This window comes from Rhizobium sp. N324 (assembly GCF_001664485.1).
In the GTDB taxonomy this organism is placed as follows: domain Bacteria; phylum Pseudomonadota; class Alphaproteobacteria; order Rhizobiales; family Rhizobiaceae; genus Rhizobium.
Genome location: NZ_CP013634.1, coordinates 426,223 through 445,679, shown reverse-complemented (window position 1 = coordinate 445,679; position 19,457 = coordinate 426,223). Strand labels below are relative to the sequence as shown.

Below are 19,457 nucleotides of genomic sequence, written 5' to 3'. Positions count from 1 at the left end.
ATCCTCCCTCAGCTATTGGGCAGATCAGGTGATCTGCCGCATATTCAATATCTCACATCTAGGCGTTCGCCGCGATCAGATAAACCGGAGTAACCCGGCGTACCTCGTGAGAAAGTCCCGCGCCGCCCTCTTCTCCGCCGAAACATCGAAGCCGAGGACAAGGATGTCGGCGAAACTGCCGTAGGCCGCGAGCGCCACCTTTTCTTTCGGCGGCGCGATCCGGATACCCGCCGCGCATTGATCGAGCGCACACAAGGTGTGAGCGGCACATCGGATATAGAAGAGCGGCAGTCGAAAAGGTCGAACGCCGAGTTTCCATTCCTCGCCTTCCTTCATCTTGTGTCTTGGCCGCGTCTCGCACTTATCGACCGTCAAGCCTCCTTCACTCCAGGAAGCTATTTGTTTTTTAGCTTCCTGAAGGTTGCTGCGGTTTTTGCAATGCATCCCGTCAAGGACTTGCCGGCCGCTTTTCGTCAAGGTGCTTCTCCTCAACGAAAATGTCGCCGCGCAGCTGGAGCATTTGGCCGAGCCTGGCGGCGTGGCGGCGTCGGGCAGGGCCTATGATGATCTCCAGGGCAAACTCAATTGGCCGCTCCATTTCGCTGGCGAGCAGCAAGTCAGGAACATCGGCCGCGCGGTGCGGAAGTGTCGGCTGAGGCTCGACTGCAAACGAGCGCGTCGGCCGCATTCGCCTCGTGCCGGCCGTGCGCGCCACCGGGCCGGCGACGTGCAACAGCGATGGCTGGCCGGGCGAACGATGCCCAGCACCACCTCCGTGGAGCTCGGCATCGCCACGGCTTAAGCTTGCGTCATGAATGCCTGCGTCGTGATCGCATTTGCGTAGAAAGGTGCGATGTCGCTCAGGAACGAGGTCTGCTGCTCCCGGGTGAAGGCCGCCGACGCATCGTAGATGACGTTGGTGTGATAGCCGAGGTCATGGGCGTTGCGCACGGTCGACTCGACGCACTGCCGCAGGGCAAAGCCCATGACGTAGATGTCGAAGATCCGGTTGTTGCGCAGATAGCTGTCGAGCGTGGTGGCGGCAAAGGCGCTGCTGCCGCCGGTGCGCTCGCTGATGACATATTCGCCGTCGCGAGGCTCGAACCCCGGGAAAAAATCGGTCTGCTCGCCGAGGAACGAGCCATAGTCGCGCACCATCTTGCGCAGCCCGTACTTCCCTTCGCCCAGCACCCGGTAGGCCGGTTCAAGCACCATCCTGACGTGGATGACCTCGATGTTGCGGCGCCGGGCTTCTTCGAGGACCTTCTTCGAATTGGCGATCGCGGTGTCGATCTGCTCGCGGTCCTGGAACTGGCCGTTGATGCCGCCGGTGGGGGCCAGCCAGTCGTTCTGATATTCGATGAGGATCAGCGCGCTCCTGGCGCCGGCTTCGTTGGTTGCGTGGTCGGTCATGGTGTTGTTCCTTTGTTTGGATGATGTTCGGGTGCTTAGCCCCTGCGGTCGGCGTCAGGCCGCAAGGAGAGCCTGATGCTGGCGCAGATGCGCGCGGAAGCGGTCGGCATAGTCCCCGACCACCGCATTCCCCACGCTCGGGCGCGCCGCCAGTGCCGCCCGCCACGTCGAGACACGCGGCAAGCCTTCGAAGATCGCCTGCGACACGGCGGGATCGATGATCGCGAAATAGCGGAAGAGCGGGGCGTAGACCGCATCGACCATGCCGAAGACGGCGCCGGCGAAATACGGCCCCGCCCCGAGCTCGGCCTCCAGCTTCCGGAGCCGGTCGCGGAACGCCCCCCGCTTGGCGTCCGCGGTCGCCGGATCGGTGGCGTTGAGGAATTGCCAGCCATCGGCCAGGGTCTGCGTGGCGAACTCGATCCACGCCCGCTGCCGGGCGCGCTGCAGCGCATCGTCGGGATACATCGCCGCGCCGCCCTGCGTTTCCTCCAGATATTCGCAGATCACCATGCTTTCGAAGAGGATAGCGTCCTCCTCATCGGTCTGGTGCACCTTGAGCAGTGGAACCTTGCCGGTCGGCGACAACGCCAGGAACCAGTCGGGCTTGGCCGAGAGGTCGACGTTGATCCGCTCGAACGGCACGCTCTTCTCGAGAAGGACGATCGCTGCGCGTTGAACGAACGGGCAGAGCGGGTGGCTGATGAGTGTCAGGCTGGGGTCGGGCATGATGGCCTCTCGATTTGACGGCAATTCCGGATAAAGGGGCGGCGCAACGGTCAGATCGCCTGACCGCCCGAGATGTCGAAGGTGGTGCCGTTCGCCCAGCCCATATCATCGGACAGGATGGCCGCGACCGCGCCGCCGATGTCGTCGGGTTCACCGACACGGCCGAGCGCGATGGTCCCGGCGACATATGCGTTGACGTTCGCATCGTCGCGAACCACGCCGCCGCCGAAGTCGGTCGCGATAGCCCCCGGCGCGATCGTGTTCACGCGGATCTGCCGCGCCCCCAGCTCGACCGCCATGAATTTGGTCAGCGTCTGGATCGCCGCCTTCGCCGCCGCATAGAGGCCGTAGCCCGCCATCGTCACGCGCACGAAGCCGGACGAGACGTTCAGGATGCGCCCGCCATCGGCGATCAGCGGCAGCAGCTTCTGCGTCAGGAAGACCGGGCCGCGCAGATGCGTGTCGATCAGCTGGTCGAACTGTTCTTCGGTCGCGTCGGTCATCAGCGCGTACAGGCCCTGGCCGGCATTGTTGACCAGGAAGTCGAACTGCTCGCGGCCGAACCGGGTCTTCAGCATGTCGGCCACCGTCTCGGCAAATGCCGGGAAGCTCGCCGAATTGCTGACGTCGAGCGCGATCATCGCGGCCTTGCCGCCCAGCGCCTCGATCTCCTGGCGCAGCGTCTCGGCCTCTGCCGCGCCGCTGCGATAGGTGCCGATGATGGCGACGCCGCGCTTGGCGAGATGCAGCGCCATGCTGCGGCCGAGGCCGCGGCTGGCGCCGGTGATGAGTGCGATCTTTTTGGTCATGGTCTGTCCTTCCTGGAGTGGTCTCGCCGGAATGCCGCACCACTGCGGCGTCGTTCCGATGCCAACCAGATAAGCCGGGCGGGCCGCGCCCGCCCGCCCAATGCTCTCAATCTATTGCCTGATTGTCTCAGGCTCTTTGCTTGTTCGAAAAACAGTGCCATAGAAGGCGCATGACCGAGCATCTCCAGCCGCATATCGACCTCGCCCTGCGCCACGCGCGATCGGGGATGACCGTTACGCCGATCCAGCGACTGGAGATCGGCGTGGGGCAAGCGACATCCGGCACGTCGCCGTGCCTGTACCGCTCGATGATCTGCTTCATCCTGCAGGGGTCGAAGGATGTGGCGATCCACGACAATCTGTTGCGCTACGACTCCTCGCAATATCTCGTCAGCGCGCTGGATCTGCCGCTGAGCGGCCAGATCCACGATGCCGATGGCGGCCGGCCCTATGTCGCAGTGTCGTTCGTCCTCGACCCCGCATTGCTGGCCGAGATCGCGTCCACCATGCCGCCGGTGCGCGACGCCGATGCGCCTGGCATCGGGATCGCGATCAATCCGATGACCCCGCCGCTGCGCGACACGCTGCTGCGCCTGCTGGCGTTGCTCGACACCCCAGCCGACATTCCGGTTCTGGCGCCGATGGCGGAACGCGAATTGCTTTATCGTCTCCTGCAAGGCCCGCAGGGACGCCTGCTGCGCCATATCGCCCGGCCCGAGGGGGCGCTCGGCCGGATCCGGCGTGCGGTCGAATGGATTCGCGATCACCACAATACGCGGCTGCGGATCGAAGCCCTCTGCGACGCAAGCGGCATGAGCCGCGCCAGCCTGCACCGCCACTTCGTGGCGCTGACAGGGCTCAGCCCGATCCAGTATCAGAAGCAGCTTCGATTGCAGGAGGCGCGACAACTGCTGCTCTCCGGTGACCGAACCGCCTCAGATGTCGCCTTCGCAGTCGGTTACGAAAGCGCCTCGCAATTCAGTCGCGAATATCTCCGGCAATTCGGCGTACCCCCGGTGCGCGACATACGCCAGCTCAGGCAGGCGATCGGCAGCTCGGCAGCGGCGTAATCGGCCATCTTGCATCGTCTGTGTGAGGCTCGGCGGCCGAACGATCGTGCGGAGGGGATGAGGCGGTCATGGGCGACCGAGATGCGGGCGCGAAGCGGACACACCCCTTGTTCTCCAGGTCATGCGGGGAAAATTATCGTTTCGTCTCAATGAGACCTGCGCTGCTGAGCAGGAGCCTCGGCCTCAGGCGACGGACCATCCACCGTCCACCAGCAGGTTGGCGCCGGTGATCAGGCTTGCCGCCGGCGATGCCAGGAAGACGACGGCGCCCACCACATCGTCGGTTTCACCGATCCGGCCGAGTGGAATGTGATCGAGCGTCGCTTTGCGATTTCCGGCATCGGAGAGAAACGGTGCTGTGCCATCGGTGTGAATGAAGGTCGGCGATACGGTGTTGACGGTGATATTGTAGGCAGCCCATTCGGCGGCAAGGCAGCGCGTCAGGTGATTGATTGCCGCCTTGCTCATGCAATAGATGGCCTCGCCGCGCAGCGCCACGGTGCCGGCCTGCGAGCTGATGTTGATGATCCGGCCGCCATTGCGCTTGATCATGTGACGCCCCACTGCCTGCGTCATCAGAAAGGTGCCCTTGATGTTGACGTCGAGGATCTCGTCAAGGTCCTTCTCCTCAACGAGTTCCGCGAGATTGCCGGGAGCCACGCCGACATTGTTGACGAGGACATCGATCCGGCCGAATGTACCAAGCGCTGCATCGACGGCTTGGGCGATATGGGCCTTGTTGGGAAGATCCAGTTCAACAGCGAGGACTTTCCGTCCCAGCCCCTCGAGTTCGGCAACCAGTCCCGCCGACGCCGCGACATCGCGCACCCCCAAGACAATATCCGAGCCTGCCGCGGCACAGGCAAGCGCGCAAGCTCGCCCGATGCCACGGCTCGCCCCCGTCACCAAAGTCACCTTGCCCTCAAGGCTGAAGTCCGGCGCATTCTTCTGCATCATCCTGCCTCCCTCGATGACATCAATTTATGACAGGGTCGGCGGGCGGATGCCAGATATTCCACAAATCACGGGGGTCGGAGAATGCAGCGCCGGGGTTCAAGAGAGCCTCATCCTGAGAGCCTGTGAATGTTTGGTAGCGGAGGCGATTGGATTGTGATTCTGTTGGGTCGTTGATTTGCTTGGGGGATGATGGTGGGCGACGACCTGTTCGAAGGATTGCCGGTGCATGGAGCGCGGCGAAGTGCTCAGGTGGGACGCGGAGCGGCGCGCATGCGTGAGCCGGTGCGCGATCAGATCGAGTTGCGTGCCGTCGATATCGACAGCTTGATCGGCCAGGATCATGCGGTGCGGGTCATTTGGAACTATGTCGAGGGACTGGATCTGAGCACGCTCGAAGATCGGATCAAGGCGCGTGAGCACCGGCCAGGCCATCCACCGATTTCGCCACGGCTTTTGCTGGCGCTGTGGCTCTATGCCAGCAGCGACGGCGTCGGCAGCGCGCGGGCGCTGGAACGGCAGTGCGGGAGCCACGACGTCTATCGCTGGCTGTGCGGCGGTGTCTCGGTGAACTATCACACACTGTCGGATTTTCGGGTTGGTTGCGCCGATTTGCTCGACCGGCTGCTTGCCGAGCATCTGGCGGCGCTTGCCGGTGCCGGCCTCGTCACTCTCGATTGTCTGGCGCAGGATGGCGTGCGGGTCCGGGCAAGCGCGGGTGCGGCCTCGTTCGGCCGCAAAGCGACGCTTGATCGGCATCTTTCCATTGCCGAGGCGGTTGTGGATCAGCTCAAGCACGAGGTCGATGCGCGTTCGGATGCCAGCACTCGGCGCATCGAGGCGGCCAGGGAGCGGGCGGCGCGCGAGCGCGGCGAGCGGCTCAGAGCAGCCCAGGTCGCTCTTGACGAGATCGAGCGCCATCGCCAGGCGCGCGAAGAAAAGCGCGGCAATGGCAAAAAGCCGAAGGAGCCGCGCGCCTCCAGCACGGATGCACAGGCGCGGGTGATGAAGATGGCCGACGGCGGCTTCCGCCCGGGTTATAATGTGCAGGTTGCGAGCACGGCCGGTGAGCAGTTCGTGGTCGGGCTCGAGGTGACCAATGCCGGCTCCGATCGCGGCCTCATGCGGCCGATGCTGGAGCGGTTGCGCGCGCTAAGCGGCCATCTGCCGCGGCGCTATCTCGCCGATGGCGGCTTTGGCAGCGCTGAAGATATCGAGTGGGCGCACGGCGAAGGGGTTGAGGTCTTTTGTCCGCCCACTCAGTCCAAGCACGGAACCGATCCCTTCTTGCCGCGCCGCGGCGACGGTCCGGGTGTGTCGGCCTGGCGGGCCCGCATGGCAAGCGAGGCGGGCAAGGCTCAGTACAAACCCCGATCGATCTGCGAATGCGTCCATGCCCGCTGGCGCAACTGGAATCTGCGACAATTGACGGTGCGCGGCATCGAAAAGGTCCAGGCCGTCGTGCTCTGCTACGCACTCACCAACAATATCTTGCAAGGCCATCGGCTTGCCAAGGGCTGAGCCACTGTCACCACCCAGACACCAACACGCGACCATCCGAACGCAGCGCGCAATCGCCTGACGCTCGACTGCATCGGCCAGCCAAGATCGGCCAAAAACGCGCCGGATTCAAAAGCTTCACAAGCTCTGAGGCGCCCCGCCGGGGCCTCGAAGGACGAGGCGGGTGTGCCGACATCAGGCGCAGGAATCAAATCGTTACCGGCTTCGCGCCAGTTGCTTGGCACGCTGCTTCATCGTTTTCATGCCGTTCGTCCGGTGTGCTATGGATGAAGAAGGAAACCTTGTTCGGACGCGCTTGGAGATGCGGAATGCGGAAGAACCAACCTGTCGATATGATGGCGCTTCGGCTGGAGGCGAAGAAGTTTGCGGCGGAAAACTACGCAGCGTCCTTGATGTCTAAAGTGGCGCGCGCTTTTTAGTGCGCTCGAAGCAGCGGGTATCGACGCCGCATGTTCGGTAAAGTTCATTGGCGACGACAAGGAATGCGAGATAGCGGCTCATCCGGGGCTGTATCCGCCTCACGCCTATATCGATCTGTGGCCGCTTAACGTCTACCCGCTCGTCGAGATTGAATGGATCGAGTTTAGGCGTGTTGTAAGATACCGGAGGGATAACAACCTTCCGGCTAAGCTTGTGCCACAGGACATAGATGCGATCCGGGCTGTTATTGAGAGCACCGGAAAACGCTTTCCTCTTGAGGCTTCCGAGGACGCAATTCGGATCGTCGGGCACGTGAGGTAAAGAGACCGCCGCCCATTGCTTGCGCTGAGCGCGCGTGATTCAATCCTCTCATTGATTTGCGGAGGACTGAGCGATGATGGGATGTCAGACGGCTCCGGCGCAGCTCTTTTACGACTTCTGCCTCGATGATCATGTTCCTACCGACCATCTGCTGCGCGGGATCGACCGACATCTCGAACTCGACAGTGTGCGAACGCAACTGAAGCCTTTCTACAGCGCCACTGGTCGCCCTTCGATTGATCCCGAGCTGATGATGCGGATGCTGATCATCAGCTATTCCATGGGTATCCGCTCGGAGCGGCGACTCTGTGAAGAAGTCCACCTCAATCTCGCCTATCGCTGGTTCTGCCGCCTCGGATTGGACGGCAAGGTGCCTGACCACTCCAGCTTTTCGAAGAACCGCCATGGCCGGTTCCGGCAGAGCGACATCCTGCGACTTATGTTTGAGACCTTGGTGGAGCGCTGCCTTGCGCAAGGGCTGGCCGGTGCGGACGGGTTTGCCGTCGATGCCAGCCTGATTGCAGCGGATGCCAACAAGCAGCGCTCGGTAGCTGGAGCGGAATGGGAAGCGAAAGAAGACGCTGGGCGTTCGGTGAAGGAATACCTGGCTGTCCTTGATGATGCAGCTTTCGGAGCTGCCTCGCCAGTGACGCCGAAGTTTATCTCTCCGTCTGATCCAGCCGCTCAATGGACCGGTGCCCACAAGGGCCACGCCTTCTTCGCCTATGCCACCAACTATCTGATCGACACAGATCACGGCGTTATCCTGGATGTGGAGGCGACACGGGCAATTCGCCAGGCGGAGGTCGGAGCATCCCGCATGATGCTCGACCAAACGGAGAGCCGCTTCGGCTTGCGCCCTGGGTATCTCGCCGCTGACAGTGCCTACGGTTCTGCAGACAACCTTGCGTGGCTGGTCAAGGAGAAGAAGATCGCGCCGCACATTCCTGTCTTCGACAAGTCCAAAAGGACGGATGGCACCTTCTCTCGTTCAGACTTCTCATGGGAGGCCGAGAATGATCGCTACATCTGCCCGGCGGGTAAGGAGCTGAAGCAATTCCACCGAACCTATGCGACACCCAGGTCGGGCATCACCGCCGAAGGGACGCGGCTTTACCGTGCCAGCAAAAAGGACTGTGATCGCTGCGAACTGAAGCCTCGCTGCTGCCCGAACATGCCGATGCGTAAGGTGCCGCGTGATCTCAACGAAGATGCCCGAGACGTCGCCCGAGCAATCGCTGCGACACCTGAATACGTACAGTCGCGGCATCGCCGAAAGAAGGTCGAGATACTCTTTGCACACCTCAAGCGCATTCTACGGATGGCGCGATTAAGACTGAGAGGCCCGTGCGGTGCGCGAGACGAATTCCTTCTTGCAGCAACAGCACAAAACCTCCGCAGGCTTGCCAAGCTAAGGCCTCAGACGCCGCTATCCGGCGCAAATACAGCCTGAGAGCGGCATCGACCGATACCCTGCGCTGCGGTGCGGGGCAGATCGCGACGTAGTGCAGCGCCCAAAGGACCGAAAGGCCGAATGAACAACTAATACGTCGAGTTTTTCAACGATATCCGCCAGAAGCGGTCATCAGGATTTTCGCTCGCCAACCCATGACCGCTCCTCATGGTCGGCTGGAACGAGATTTCGCCAATCTGTCAGGAGGCTGCGGCTTGGTCCCAAATGCAGTCGATCTTTCGCGCTGGGATTGACATGAATGTTGCTGCTGAGAAATAAGACACTTGCATCAACCAAAATGCGCGTGGCGCGACCACCGCTTTCTCGATGAGTTCCGATTTTTCTGCATATGCCACCGGTGATCTGCTCCGAATGATAAATGACGGAGAGGATCATGGGGAAGACTTTGCTTATCATGCGCTATGGGGGACCGTGTTTGGACGATGGCGCAAGGGGATCGACCTAGAGCCGCTCATCGAACTTCTTCAATCGGAGAAATCAGGCGAGCGAGAGCGCGGCGCTTGGTATCTCGATGAAGCTGACCCGCCAGCGGACCGTATGGCCGACGTTATTATCAAGCTAGCCAATGACCCGGTGGGCCACTGCCGATGGAGGTTTGTGGCTTATGTAACGAACTCCAAGCTCTATAACGAAGCCATTGCCGATCGTCTTGTCGCTTGCCTCCTCGACCTTGATCTCTACGTGAGAGCGCGAACGATTTTCTGGGCGGTTGTAACCGACTGCAAGACGTTTGCGCACTTTTCGGAAGCAGTCCTCTCCGGCGCCGGAACGAAGCCGTATAAGTTCAGGAATCCCGAAACTACCGCATTTTGGCGGGAGTCGGAGCGCAAGCGTGCAGCACGAGGTATCGAAATCGCTCAGCGTCTTCGCGCAGGAGAATCGGTTACGAACATTCGTGAAAGCATGCCTGAGGAAGACAGTTTCAGTTTCGATCAGTTGGACTTCTCAGTCAGGCAATAAAACCGGCCGCATGGGGAAAGATACGAAAAGCAGCAGCCGGGGTTCGGTCTCTATGTTGTTTGTTCACCTTGATCCGTGATCCACTTTGCTCGGTCGAGCGCAAGAGTCGAATTAAACCATAACTTGCAGTTAAAAGTTTTTCTTGACCGCAATTACTCAAGGCACTCGCAATGACTATCCCTCCGTTTGGGAAACGAAAATCCACTCCGTTGATTGGCTGGTGGTCCATGCTCGAGGAAGAGGAACGCCTTGTTCGAAGCGATGGAGCCTCTGTCCGATTTCTCGAATTCGTCAATCAAGATGAGGAGGCCGGCCGAGGAGGGTTACGTGATCGTCGCTGGATGCGGTTCGAAGCGCATGTCGCTCACCGTTCACTGCAGCTCCTGGTGCAATGGCGTGATGTTTTCAATCCGCAATTGCCTCGCGCTCTAATCTGGCGCCTCGATTATTCTCGATCTTTGCAGCAGTCCGGTGTCGCTGCATTGAGCTATCAGGAATGGATCGCGATTGATCGGCTCATTTGCGATGCGCTGGTTTGCTGGCCCCAGCGAGAGGTGACAGGTCTCCGCCCGAAATTGATCGCGGTCAGCGGCGGTTGGCATAAGGGGCAATGGCGCGAGGAGCACTATCGAACCTTCGACATGGCGTATCTCGGGGCGCGCGGCAATGATACCGTGCCCACGCCCTCGGCTATTCGGCAGGAGGCTCCCCGCCAATGGCGCTTCGTCCCGGCTACTCAAGAGGCCAATGCTGAAGACATTGTCGCGATCCACGAAAGCTTGTCTGCAGCGAGGCCAGAGGAGATTGAGGAACTGGTTGTCGGCCTCTTGCCGCAACGCCCGCACTTGCGATCCGGGGAACGCTTTTTGGTCCCGCTGTGGCAGTCGGGATGGCAAATACAATGGCTTTATATGGACGACGAGATCATCACCGATCGCATTGTTTCACACACCTATAAGCCAGGCTGGACGTTTTGCATCGATAATACAGTGCTGATCGGAACCATCGACCGAAAACGGAGAACTGAATTTAGATTTGACCACGCTTGGCCAAAACAAATTGGAGCGCTGAAGCGGGAGTATGGAACCTTTTCACGCGCCTTTCGCGATCGCCTTCGAGACCTTTGCGAGAACGGCCTATGGCAATGGGAAGAGGTTTGCCTTCAACTCTATTCTCGCGAATCTGAGGGTAAGGGCAGTGTAAAAGAGATCTGCATACAACGTCCGAAGCGGGTTAGGATCGACAAGATCGTCTCTGTCGCGGGGCCCGTTGGGACCGTCCGACTTGTCATCGCTGAAACGCTCGACGGCGGCGACCACGACGATAGAAATCTGCCCTATGCTTTCAATGACAGTCCACCGCTCCTGAATAGGTCGGAGTGGGAGCAATTCGAATTTCAGGCGGATGCACTTTCGTTGATGGACGGAAAAACCCAACAACAGCTTGTGTGGCGCGAAATCGTTGCGGGGAGTGGAAGCGTTACCGACAGCTGCGAGGGTCTCTTTTGCTATCGAGATAATGACAGTGAATATCTTCTTGTGGTTATACGGGAAGGTCGGAGGGCCAACCATCAAGCCGGCAGGTGGGTGCTGGATCACAACGCGTCACGATCCAAAAACCAACAGTCAGGCGTCCCGCCGATACCAGACGAGCACTGGCATAGGATGGCAAGGTTTGCGAGGGACGCTCTTCTCGCTTGGCCGGATACCGAGATGTTTGGTCCCGGCCCTTCAAGTCTCGCGGAATTGGGCGGGTGCTTTCAAGGCCGATGGGAGCCGGAATTACGTCGTTGGCAATGTAATCGCCTCAAGACTTCGGAGAATGCTCCGTCCACCGGCAGATATAATCCTGAAGCCAGTTTGCTCCTGCCATGGAAAGCATTCGATCCCGGCGCTGATGTCGGGGCCTCAAGTGAGAGGGTTGAGGCTGCGCTCCGGAGACTGGCGGATCGAAGCGCCGGTGACGAGAACATCGGCCAAACGAGACGACTGCGTTGGCTCAGAGCTGATGGAAGGGCGATCTTCTATCTCCACGGTTGGCAGACCTTACGTGCGCCGCCCGACGGCGATCCTTATCAGGCCCCGGTCTTCGAGTATCTCGACGACGACATAACGGTACATTTATATCCCCGCAGATTTGATGAGTACGACATGCAGTCCCTCGCGCTGATCGAGGTCAATCCGGCGTCAGGCCTTTATGGGAAAGTAGAACCCACGCAGAGTTTGTATCAAAAATGGCGTCCTACCGAGGAAATCTGGTGCCGTGTGGTAACAGCGATAGAGTCGCAAATCGACCGGGTTTCTGGGCAGTTGCCCATTCGCGGGCTTTATACAGTTCACGGCTACGACGCCCACGCGACACGAACACTCCGGCTCAACCGATCTTAAGGTGGCTCCCCTATATTAGAAAGGCACCGACCATCTGCCAAGCGTGTCCTTGATCACCGCCGCGCCGGCGGCTTCACCGCCGCCCGCCGCTGCAACGCAAAGCGCGCCGCCGAGCAGCTGATGTCGGGCATGAGATCGTAGGTCTGCTGGTAGAGCGCCTGCGCCAGCGTGTTGTGCCGCGGTTTTCCGAGGCAAGGGCGGCAAGCGCAGTGCGCTTGTAGGCCTCGACGATCGCTTCTGCGGCCTTTGCCAGCGCCGCGTCGTCGGCGGGTTCGGCGCTGAGCGAAAGGGCGGCATAGGTGGCGTCGCCGTCGCGGCCGACGCGGCCGCCGACGGCGCCGTTGACGCTGGCTTCGGAGACCTGGCGCATGCGCCGCGCATTCTTGATGCAGGTCTGGATGCGGGCGGCTTCGGCGTTGATGCGCTTGGCAGCCATAGAATATCCCTGTGCACAGCGAGCGCTGCTGATCACCCCGCGAGATTATCCCAGAACGGCGGGCTCAGCCGCAACAGGCGCTTTTTGCCGACGATGGGCCACAGCAGGCCGATGACTTGCGGTTTTCTTCTTTCAGCCATCGGTCGCGGGGCTTGCAGCTTGCCGCACGCGGCGCCAGTTGGACATGCAGAGCACCGTCCTGCACGGTCGGCATCGAGGCACAATAGAGCTGCATCGGCCGGATCCCGTCGCTTACCTCAAAAGTCAGCTTGGCAGAACCGTCGAGTTGCACATGCTCCGACACCTTGCGAATGATCGCCGCGAACTTGCCGGCCGGCATGTGCGTACGATTTTCCTCGTCGATATCCCAAAGCTGTACGAAGATTTCGAACCAGGCTTCGGGGTTGGCACCGCAGTCAAGCGCGGCGAACTGCCCGGCCTTGACCTCAGTGACATGGTAACCGGATTTCACCGGTCGACCGTAGTAGGAGAAGATCAGCGGCAGCTCACGGACTCCGTCGATCGTCTCTAGCAGGCGACCCAGGTTGATGTCGGTTTCGAGAAGGGGCTTGTCGAGCGCATTCATTTCGGCTACTCCTGTTTCAATACTTCAAGGATTGTAGAAATATGGAAGAACGTCAAGCCCTCATGTCCTTCGCGGCGCTGTCACAGGAAACCCGGCTGCACATCGTGCGTATGCTGGTCGTCGCCGGCCCGAGCGGGATGGCTGCCGGCGCCGTCGCCGAGAAGGCAGAGGTTTCGGCCTCCAATGTCTCGTTCCATCTGAAGGAATTGGAGCGGGCCGGACTGATCAATCAACAGCGGGAAGCCCGCTCGATTATCTACACCGCCAATTATGAAGGCCTGGGCCGATTGATCCGCTTTTTGATGGAAGACTGCTGCGCCGGCCATCCCCAAATCTGCGCACCGGCCGCCGAAGTCGCCGCCTGCTGCGCGCCCGCCCCGAAGGAAAACCTCCAATGACCGATCGCGTCTATAAGGTCCTGTTCCTCTGCACGGGCAATTCCGCCCGCTCGATCCTGGCTGAATCCATCCTCAATGGAGAAGGCAAGGGTCGCTTCAAGGCCTACTCGGCCGGAAGCCAGCCGAAGGGTGAAGTCCACCCGCTGGCGCTGGATACGCTGCGTGCTCTTGGCTACGAAAGCACGGGGTTCAGCTCGAAGAGCTGGGACGAGTTTGCCGAAGCCGGCGCGCCGCAGATGGATTTCATCTTCACGGTCTGCGACAACGCGGCGGGCGAGGCCTGCCCTGTGTGGATCGGCCACCCGATGACGGCGCATTGGGGTGTCGAGGATCCGGCGGCCGTCGAAGCTACGCTGATCGAGAAAGGCCAGGCCTTCTCACAAGCCGCGCGTTTCCTCAAGAACCGCATTGTTGCATTCGTGAGCCTTCCGCTCGCATCGATTGACAAGCTGGCGCTTGAAACACAGCTGCGCGCCATCGGCGCGATGGAGGGCACGACCAGTAGCCGGGGCGACGTCGCATGAGCTGGGAGCTGGATCGACGACCGGTGAGCAGCGCAGATGAGGATCTGCGGACGGCCTTGCAGGCTGCCAAACTTCCAATCGATGACCTCGACGAAGACGGCCGCAGCTTCTTCCGGTTCACGGATCGGAACGCGACCGTCGGCTATGGGGGCCTGGAACATTACGGGAGCTGCGCGCTCCTGCGTTCGCTGGTGGTCCTGCCGCAGCAGCGCCGGCACGGCTATGGCGAAGCCATCACCCGGCAGTTGCTAACCCAGGCTGCGCGTGGCGGTGCCAACACGGTCTATTTGCTGACGGATTCGGCAACCTCGTTTTTCGAGCGTTTCGGCTTCGCCAAGGTGGATCGTGCGACGGCGCCTGCGGCGATCCTGCAAACCCGCCAGGCTGCAAGCCTGTGCCCGGCCTCGGCGGCGTTGCTGGCGAAGATAGTCCAAGGGTAAAAATCCATGTCTACTTTTGAACGTCACCTGACGATCTGGGTCTTCCTGTGCATCGTCGTCGGCGTCGCTCTCGGTCATGTCCTGCCCAGCGTCTTCCAAGCGATCGGCACAGCCGAAATCGCCAAGGTCAATCTGCCGGTCGCAGTGCTGATCTGGCTGATGATCATTCCAATGCTACTGAAAGTCGACTTTGCGTCACTAAGCCAGGTCGGGCGCCATTGGCGCGGGATCGGCGTCACGCTCTTCATCAACTGGGCCGTCAAGCCGTTTTCGATGGCGCTGCTCGGCTGGCTGTTCGTCGGCTATCTGTTTCGGCCGCACCTGCCGGCTGACCAGATCGATAGCTACATTGCCGGGCTGATCATTCTTGCGGCCGCGCCGTGCACCGCGATGGTCTTCGTGTGGTCGAACCTGACCAAAGGCGAGCCGCACTTCACGCTCTCTCAGGTGGCGCTGAACGACACCATCATGGTCGTTGCCTTCGCACCGATCGTTGGCCTGTTGCTCGGTCTCTCCGCCATTACGGTGCCGTGGGACACACTGATGCTGTCGGTCCTGCTCTACATCGTCCTGCCGGTGATCGTCGCGCAGATCCTGCGCCGTCTGACTGACGTCAACCGCCTCGGCGCCAAGCTGCAGCCGGTGTCCCTTTTGGCACTTCTGGCGACCCTGGTTCTGCTGTTCGGCTTCCAGGGCGAACAGATCATCGCACAGCCGGCGGTCATTGCGCTGCTGGCCGTGCCGATCCTGATCCAGGTCTACTTCAATTCGGGCCTCGCCTACCTGCTCAACCGCATGAGCGGGGAGGAGCACTGTGTTGCCGGGCCTTCGGCGCTGATCGGCGCCTCCAACTTTTTCGAACTGGCGGTGGCTGCGGCCATCAGCCTGTTCGGCTTCAACTCCGGGGCGGCGCTTGCCACCGTTGTCGGCGTCCTCATCGAGGTGCCGGTGATGCTGTCGGTCGTCTGGATCGTCAACCGCAGCAAGGGCTGGTATGAGCGCGGCGCCGCCGTCCAGACCAGCGCCACCACCATCAAAAGGGTCTAACGTCATGGACGTCACAATTTATCACAACCCCGACTGCGGCACGTCGCGCAACACGCTTGAGATGATCCGCAATGCCGGCATTCAGCCCACAGTCATCGAGTATGTGAAGACACCGCCCAGCCGCGACCAACTCGTCAGAATGATTGCGGATGCCGGCCTCACCGTCCGTGAGGCGATCCGCGAAAAGGGCACGCCTTATGCGGAACTTGGCCTCGATGATCCGAAGCTGACCGACGATCAGTTGCTTGACGCCATGCTGGAGAACCCGATCCTGATCAACCGGCCTTTCGTGGTCACGCCGATCGGCACGCGGCTGTCGCGTCCTTCCGAACGGGTGCTCGACATTCTGCCGGACACCCACAAAGGGGCGTTCACCAAGGAAGATGGCGAGCAAGTTCTCGATGCAGGGGGCAAGCGCGTTGTCTGACCTGCCTGAGGCGCTTGCGATGCCATATGCAAATCACGGGGGGTCGGAGAATGTAGCGCCGGCATCCAAGAGAGCCTCATCCTGAGGCGCCCCGCAGGGCCTCGAAGGACGAGGCGGGTGCTCAGGCGTTGATACATGCAAGAAGCAACGTTGCGGCGTACTTCGAGGCTTCGCCCTTCGGGCTACGCACCTCAGCATGAGGGGCGTTGGAGGATGCCGCGCCCCAATAACAGGCGCTTGAGATACCATATGCAAATCACGGGGTCGGAGAATCTAGCGCCGGAGTTCAAGAGAGCCTCATCCTGAGGTGCCCCGCAGGGACCTCGAAGGACGAGGCGGGTGTGCCGACATCAGTTGCAGCAAAGGCATCGTAAGAATGTGCGCCACCGATGAGAACGCACGGCACCTCCTCTTCATTTGCCGGCTCGCAGCAAGCCCAATCGCTGCCGGCTTCGCACCAACAGCGGCCTATAATCTCACGGATCGTTGCAACTTATGATAATTTCGAGTAGCCCAAAATTGCCGGGCCTTCAAATGGGAGTGGAATGTCGAAGCTCAACATCTACAGATCGATATTGATTATTTGCCTTGCCGCCATCGTATATGTCTGGCCCTTTGCGGCTATTATAATCGCTGGCTGGTGGGGCACCGCTCTAATCGGTGCTTGGGCGAAGAAAGTCGACCCCTCGCACGGAGAGAGTTCGCTCTCCAAGGTTCTAAATGCAGACTCTTTCGGAGCATTGTCAGCCTGGCTTGGCCTTTGGAATGGGTTCTACGTCTGGAAAGACCTAGATCACGACTACCATCGCCGAAACCGCGAGTGATACCTAAAAGGCCGCTTCGGCCCGTCAGTGGTCATTGGTAAGTGGGCCACGATCAGCCCTGCACCACCGGCGCTCACCGCCGCGCCGGCGGCTTCACCGCTGCTCGCCGCTGCAGCGCAAAGCGCGCGGCCGAGCAGTTGATGTCGGGCACGAGATCGTAGGTCTGCTGGTAGAGCGTCTGTGCCAGCGTGTTGTTGCCGCGGTTTTCGGAGGCAAGGGCGGCAAGTGCCGTGCGCTTGTAGGCCTCGACGATCGGTTCTGCGGCCTTTGCCAGCGCCGCGTCGTCGGCGGGTTCGGCGCTGAGCGATAGGGCGGCATAGGTGGCGTCGCCATCGCGGCCGACGCGGCCGCCGACGGCGCCGTTGAAGCTTGCTTCGGAGACCTGGCGCATGCGCCGGGCGTTCTTGATGCAGGTCGGGATGCGGGCGGCCTCGGCGTCGATGCGCTCGGCCGTCGGCCCGCCCTCGGTGGTGCCGCTGTCCGACAGGATGACGTAGCCGATGATGCCGACAATGGCGAGATAGGCGAGCCCCATGCCGGCGAGGAAGGCCGGCTGCTTGAAGAGCGGCTTCTTCGGCTTGTCGTCACCAGTCTTGGCCGCCTCCTTCTTCGGCGCCTCCTTGGCGGGCGCCTTCTCTAGAAACTGGAATTCGACATCCTTGCCGAGACGAAAGCTGTCGCCGGATTTCAGCGAGGCCGTCTGCAGCAGCGCTTCGCCGCGCAGCATGATCGGGTTCAGCCCCATGCGGCGGATGATGAAGCCGCCGTCGCCCTGTTTTTCGATGCGCGCATGGATCGGCGCCAGGAAAGGATCGTCGACGACGATATCGGCGTTCGAAGCCCGGCCGATCGACATTTCGGGCCGGTCGAGCGCATGGCTGCGGCTCTGGCCGCCGGGGCCGGTCTGCAGCAGGCTTGGTTTGTTTCCGCGAAAGAAGGAAAAGGCCATGATCAGAACATCCCACTCGACATCATCTCGACAATTGCCGGCGCCAGCACCAGAAGCAGGATCGACACGACGATCATCATCGCCGGCATGACGATCTTGGCTTTGAGCTTTTCACTGGCCCGGTCGGCTTTCTCCCAGCGGCGGAAGCGCAGGTCGCGCGCATGTTCGCGCAGCAGCTCGACGCGGTTGCTGCCCTCGACCTCGCCCTGGATCACCGCACGGATGACGCGGATGACCTCCTCGGCGGTCATCCTGCGCTCCAGGCGCTGCAGCGCCTCGACCATGCCGGTGCCGAGCGCCACGTCCTTCAGCGTCTGATCGATCTCTTCGCTCATCACCGTGCCGGGTGCGGCCTCGGCATAAAGCCTCAGGCTTTCCGGCAGGGTCGCCTGCGCCTGCTGGGTCATGACGACGAGATCGAGAAAGTAAGGAAATTCGCGCGAAATGCGTTCCTTGCGGTCCTGCATCTTGTCGTCGGCGACCACCCAGAAATAGATGGCGGGGATCAGCCCGAGGATCAGCCCGGCGACCAGCCCGCCGATGATGCTGCCGCTGGCAATGCCGAACAGCACCCCGAGCAGGACGAAGCCGAAGAGGCTCATGACGAGCAGCAGCGCGATATATTCGCGCCCGGTGACGCCGCCGAAGGGCCGGCCGCCATAGATCAGCTTCTGCTCCAGCTGGGCGCCGTAATCGGCCAGCCACGGCTCGAAATGCAGCAGCACGAATTCGACCGGCGTGCGCATGCCGATGCTGTCGACGATATTGGGCGGCGGCCCGTCGCCGCCGCGGGAGCGGCGCACCACCTGGATGCTGCCGAGCAGGTCGCCGATCCACCAGACAAAGAGCGCCGCGGTGATGCCGGCAAAGACGATGGCGAGGGGGCCAAGAGGGATCGCGGACATCAGACCGACACCTTCATCATCGAGCGCATCCAGAAGAAACCGGTGGCATAGAGAATGGCGCCTACGATGGCGATGACGATGCCGATGGCGTTGCCGAACACCTTGTCGATCAGCTCCGGCTGGCCGAAGAAGATCATCAGGATCATGAACAGCGCGCCGCCGTTGACGACGCGGAAGTTCATGCGCGCCTGCGACGACGAGGTGGTGATCTTCTGGTCGAGCTTCCAGATTTCCTTGAAGGATTTCGACATCTCGGTCAGCGGCTCGGAAATATCGCCGCCCTGGCGGGCAAAGAGGCCGAGGGCCGCATCAACCATCTTGAAATGCAGGCTCGGCACGGTGCGGCCATGCCGGTCGAGCGCCTCGACCAGGCCGATGCCGAGCTTCTGTTCGCGGGCGATGCGCTCGAACTCGCGCGAGGCCGGCATCTGGCCGGTGTCGGCCACCGCATTGACGGCGACGGCGAGCGGCTTGCCGGTGCGCACCGCCGAGACGATCTGGTCGACTGCATAGGGAAGCTGCGATTCGATCTGCAGCCAGCGCCGCTGCAGGAAATAGCGGATCACCGCCTTCGGCAGAAAGAAGGCGACCGGAATGGCGATCACGATGCCGAAGATCGGCCCGAAGATCAGCGAGATCACCAGGAAGACGACGATCGCCGTGATGCCGTAGGCGAGAATCATCGTATAGGGCGGCACGGCATCGCGCCCGAAGACCTGCGCCGCTTCGCTGGCGAGCGCGATATCGCGTTCGGTGGCGCGCAAGAGCGGCGCCGGCCAGCGCACCGGCGCGCCCCAGACAAGCAGCCCCGCCGTCACCGCCCCGAGGGCGACCGTAAAGATCTGCAGAATGCTGATATTCAT

At 61.3% G+C, this 19,457-nt stretch carries 19 protein-coding genes and 3 pseudogenes; 12 read left to right on the top strand and 10 right to left on the bottom strand.

The window, feature by feature from the left end:
- Positions 1-75: 75 nt before the first annotated feature.
- Positions 76-477, bottom strand: a complete 402-nt coding sequence (locus tag AMK05_RS29740) for a hypothetical protein (protein WP_064843726.1) — start codon at positions 475-477, stop codon at positions 76-78.
- A 19-nt stretch (positions 478-496) separates the two neighbouring features.
- On the opposite strand from AMK05_RS29740, the pseudogene AMK05_RS35865 reads away from it, so the two are divergent.
- A pseudogene (locus AMK05_RS35865) lies at positions 497-685 on the top strand (adenylate/guanylate cyclase domain-containing protein); the annotation flags it as partial.
- 113 nt (positions 686-798) lie between these two features.
- On the opposite strand, the gene AMK05_RS29730 reads toward AMK05_RS35865, so the two are convergent.
- From AMK05_RS29730 to AMK05_RS29720, 3 genes are read right to left on the bottom strand one after another with little or no spacing between them, the layout of a single operon-like run.
- On the bottom strand, positions 799-1,413 hold the full coding sequence (locus tag AMK05_RS29730; RefSeq protein WP_064843722.1) for an isochorismatase family cysteine hydrolase: 615 nt from the start codon (positions 1,411-1,413) through the stop codon (positions 799-801).
- Positions 1,414-1,467: 54 nt separating this feature from the next.
- On the bottom strand, positions 1,468-2,142 hold the full coding sequence (locus AMK05_RS29725; protein ID WP_064843720.1) for a glutathione S-transferase family protein: 675 nt from the start codon (positions 2,140-2,142) through the stop codon (positions 1,468-1,470).
- Between the two features lie 50 nt (positions 2,143-2,192).
- Complete coding sequence (locus AMK05_RS29720) at positions 2,193-2,951, bottom strand: SDR family NAD(P)-dependent oxidoreductase (protein WP_064843718.1); 759 nt, start codon at positions 2,949-2,951, stop codon at positions 2,193-2,195.
- 170 nt (positions 2,952-3,121) lie between these two features.
- Between AMK05_RS29720 and AMK05_RS29715 the strand changes: the two genes are divergently transcribed.
- Positions 3,122-4,021, top strand: coding sequence for an AraC family transcriptional regulator (locus AMK05_RS29715; protein WP_064843715.1), 900 nt, complete (start codon positions 3,122-3,124; stop codon positions 4,019-4,021).
- Between the two features lie 183 nt (positions 4,022-4,204).
- Here AMK05_RS29715 and AMK05_RS29710 read toward each other — a convergent pair whose 3' ends face one another.
- Complete coding sequence (locus AMK05_RS29710; RefSeq protein ID WP_064843852.1) at positions 4,205-4,975, bottom strand: SDR family NAD(P)-dependent oxidoreductase; 771 nt, start codon at positions 4,973-4,975, stop codon at positions 4,205-4,207.
- A 189-nt stretch (positions 4,976-5,164) separates the two neighbouring features.
- On the opposite strand from AMK05_RS29710, the gene AMK05_RS29705 reads away from it, so the two are divergent.
- The 5 genes and pseudogenes from AMK05_RS29705 to AMK05_RS29690 all read left to right on the top strand — a co-directional run bounded on the left by AMK05_RS29705 (position 5,165) and on the right by AMK05_RS29690 (position 12,058).
- A complete protein-coding gene (locus tag AMK05_RS29705; protein ID WP_082935607.1) occupies positions 5,165-6,496 on the top strand; it encodes an IS1182 family transposase in 1,332 nt (443 codons plus the stop codon).
- A 411-nt stretch (positions 6,497-6,907) separates the two neighbouring features.
- Positions 6,908-7,237 (top strand): annotated as a pseudogene (locus tag AMK05_RS36290) (hypothetical protein); the annotation flags it as partial.
- Positions 7,238-7,310: 73 nt separating this feature from the next.
- Complete coding sequence (locus tag AMK05_RS29700) at positions 7,311-8,690, top strand: IS1182 family transposase (protein WP_064843686.1); 1,380 nt, start codon at positions 7,311-7,313, stop codon at positions 8,688-8,690.
- 327 nt (positions 8,691-9,017) lie between these two features.
- On the top strand, positions 9,018-9,671 hold the full coding sequence (locus AMK05_RS29695; RefSeq protein ID WP_064843683.1) for a hypothetical protein: 654 nt from the start codon (positions 9,018-9,020) through the stop codon (positions 9,669-9,671).
- Between the two features lie 227 nt (positions 9,672-9,898).
- Positions 9,899-12,058: a hypothetical protein gene (locus AMK05_RS29690; protein ID WP_237352269.1), complete on the top strand. Its 2,160-nt coding sequence runs from the start codon at positions 9,899-9,901 to the stop codon at positions 12,056-12,058.
- Positions 12,059-12,111: 53 nt separating this feature from the next.
- Here the strand turns inward: AMK05_RS29690 and AMK05_RS29685 are convergent.
- Together AMK05_RS29685 and AMK05_RS29680 are read right to left on the bottom strand one after the other, a co-directional pair.
- A pseudogene (locus AMK05_RS29685) lies at positions 12,112-12,488 on the bottom strand (FHA domain-containing protein); the annotation flags it as partial.
- A gap of 70 nt (positions 12,489-12,558) precedes the next feature.
- The gene (locus AMK05_RS29680; protein WP_064843679.1) at positions 12,559-13,080 is read right to left on the bottom strand and encodes a DUF6428 family protein; all 522 of its coding nucleotides are present in this window, start codon (positions 13,078-13,080) and stop codon (positions 12,559-12,561) included.
- Positions 13,081-13,121: 41 nt separating this feature from the next.
- Between AMK05_RS29680 and AMK05_RS29675 the strand changes: the two genes are divergently transcribed.
- The 5 genes from AMK05_RS29675 to arsC are packed head-to-tail and all read left to right on the top strand — an operon-like array spanning position 13,122 to position 15,916.
- On the top strand, positions 13,122-13,478 hold the full coding sequence (locus AMK05_RS29675) for an ArsR/SmtB family transcription factor (RefSeq protein WP_064843677.1): 357 nt from the start codon (positions 13,122-13,124) through the stop codon (positions 13,476-13,478).
- Complete coding sequence (locus tag AMK05_RS29670) at positions 13,475-14,002, top strand: arsenate reductase ArsC (RefSeq protein ID WP_064843675.1); 528 nt, start codon at positions 13,475-13,477, stop codon at positions 14,000-14,002. The genes AMK05_RS29675 and AMK05_RS29670 overlap by 4 nt, the downstream gene beginning before the upstream one ends.
- Positions 13,999-14,442 (top strand): arsenic resistance N-acetyltransferase ArsN2, encoded by a 444-nt coding sequence (gene arsN2, locus AMK05_RS29665; protein WP_064843673.1) that lies wholly within the window; start codon positions 13,999-14,001, stop codon positions 14,440-14,442. Before AMK05_RS29670 ends, arsN2 begins: the two co-directional genes overlap by 4 nt.
- 6 nt (positions 14,443-14,448) lie before the next feature.
- Positions 14,449-15,489: an ACR3 family arsenite efflux transporter gene (gene arsB, locus AMK05_RS29660; RefSeq protein ID WP_064843671.1), complete on the top strand. Its 1,041-nt coding sequence runs from the start codon at positions 14,449-14,451 to the stop codon at positions 15,487-15,489.
- Between the two features lie 4 nt (positions 15,490-15,493).
- The gene (gene arsC, locus AMK05_RS29655; RefSeq protein ID WP_064843669.1) at positions 15,494-15,916 is read left to right on the top strand and encodes an arsenate reductase (glutaredoxin); all 423 of its coding nucleotides are present in this window, start codon (positions 15,494-15,496) and stop codon (positions 15,914-15,916) included.
- 897 nt (positions 15,917-16,813) lie between these two features.
- Here the strand turns inward: arsC and AMK05_RS29645 are convergent.
- From AMK05_RS29645 to AMK05_RS29635, 3 genes are read right to left on the bottom strand one after another with little or no spacing between them, the layout of a single operon-like run.
- Positions 16,814-17,689: an FHA domain-containing protein gene (locus tag AMK05_RS29645; RefSeq protein ID WP_064843665.1), complete on the bottom strand. Its 876-nt coding sequence runs from the start codon at positions 17,687-17,689 to the stop codon at positions 16,814-16,816.
- A 2-nt stretch (positions 17,690-17,691) separates the two neighbouring features.
- The gene (locus AMK05_RS29640; protein WP_171899872.1) at positions 17,692-18,594 is read right to left on the bottom strand and encodes a type II secretion system F family protein; all 903 of its coding nucleotides are present in this window, start codon (positions 18,592-18,594) and stop codon (positions 17,692-17,694) included.
- Positions 18,594-19,457 (bottom strand): type II secretion system F family protein, encoded by an 864-nt coding sequence (locus tag AMK05_RS29635; RefSeq protein WP_064843661.1) that lies wholly within the window; start codon positions 19,455-19,457, stop codon positions 18,594-18,596. The genes AMK05_RS29640 and AMK05_RS29635 overlap by 1 nt, the downstream gene beginning before the upstream one ends.

Bases quoted from the DNA above. Each gene is read 5' to 3' on its own strand.
- AMK05_RS29700 (WP_064843686.1), top strand. From the start codon at position 7,311: ATGATGGGATGTCAGACGGCTCCGGCGCAGCTCTTTTACGACTTCTGC.
- AMK05_RS29720 (WP_064843718.1), bottom strand. From the start codon at position 2,951: ATGACCAAAAAGATCGCACTCATCACCGGCGCCAGCCGCGGCCTCGGC.
- arsB (WP_064843671.1), top strand. From the start codon at position 14,449: ATGTCTACTTTTGAACGTCACCTGACGATCTGGGTCTTCCTGTGCATC.
- AMK05_RS29730 (WP_064843722.1), bottom strand. From the start codon at position 1,413: ATGACCGACCACGCAACCAACGAAGCCGGCGCCAGGAGCGCGCTGATC.
- AMK05_RS29695 (WP_064843683.1), top strand. From the start codon at position 9,018: ATGAGTTCCGATTTTTCTGCATATGCCACCGGTGATCTGCTCCGAATG.
- AMK05_RS29670 (WP_064843675.1), top strand. From the start codon at position 13,475: ATGACCGATCGCGTCTATAAGGTCCTGTTCCTCTGCACGGGCAATTCC.
- AMK05_RS29640 (WP_171899872.1), bottom strand. From the start codon at position 18,594: ATGTCCGCGATCCCTCTTGGCCCCCTCGCCATCGTCTTTGCCGGCATC.
- AMK05_RS29725 (WP_064843720.1), bottom strand. From the start codon at position 2,142: ATGCCCGACCCCAGCCTGACACTCATCAGCCACCCGCTCTGCCCGTTC.
- AMK05_RS29635 (WP_064843661.1), bottom strand. From the start codon at position 19,457: ATGAATATCAGCATTCTGCAGATCTTTACGGTCGCCCTCGGGGCGGTG.
- AMK05_RS29705 (WP_082935607.1), top strand. From the start codon at position 5,165: ATGATGGTGGGCGACGACCTGTTCGAAGGATTGCCGGTGCATGGAGCG.
- arsC (WP_064843669.1), top strand. From the start codon at position 15,494: ATGGACGTCACAATTTATCACAACCCCGACTGCGGCACGTCGCGCAAC.
- AMK05_RS29715 (WP_064843715.1), top strand. From the start codon at position 3,122: ATGACCGAGCATCTCCAGCCGCATATCGACCTCGCCCTGCGCCACGCG.
- AMK05_RS29675 (WP_064843677.1), top strand. From the start codon at position 13,122: ATGGAAGAACGTCAAGCCCTCATGTCCTTCGCGGCGCTGTCACAGGAA.
- AMK05_RS29710 (WP_064843852.1), bottom strand. From the start codon at position 4,975: ATGCAGAAGAATGCGCCGGACTTCAGCCTTGAGGGCAAGGTGACTTTG.
- AMK05_RS29680 (WP_064843679.1), bottom strand. From the start codon at position 13,080: ATGAATGCGCTCGACAAGCCCCTTCTCGAAACCGACATCAACCTGGGT.
- arsN2 (WP_064843673.1), top strand. From the start codon at position 13,999: ATGAGCTGGGAGCTGGATCGACGACCGGTGAGCAGCGCAGATGAGGAT.
- AMK05_RS29645 (WP_064843665.1), bottom strand. From the start codon at position 17,689: ATGGCCTTTTCCTTCTTTCGCGGAAACAAACCAAGCCTGCTGCAGACC.
- AMK05_RS29690 (WP_237352269.1), top strand. From the start codon at position 9,899: ATGCTCGAGGAAGAGGAACGCCTTGTTCGAAGCGATGGAGCCTCTGTC.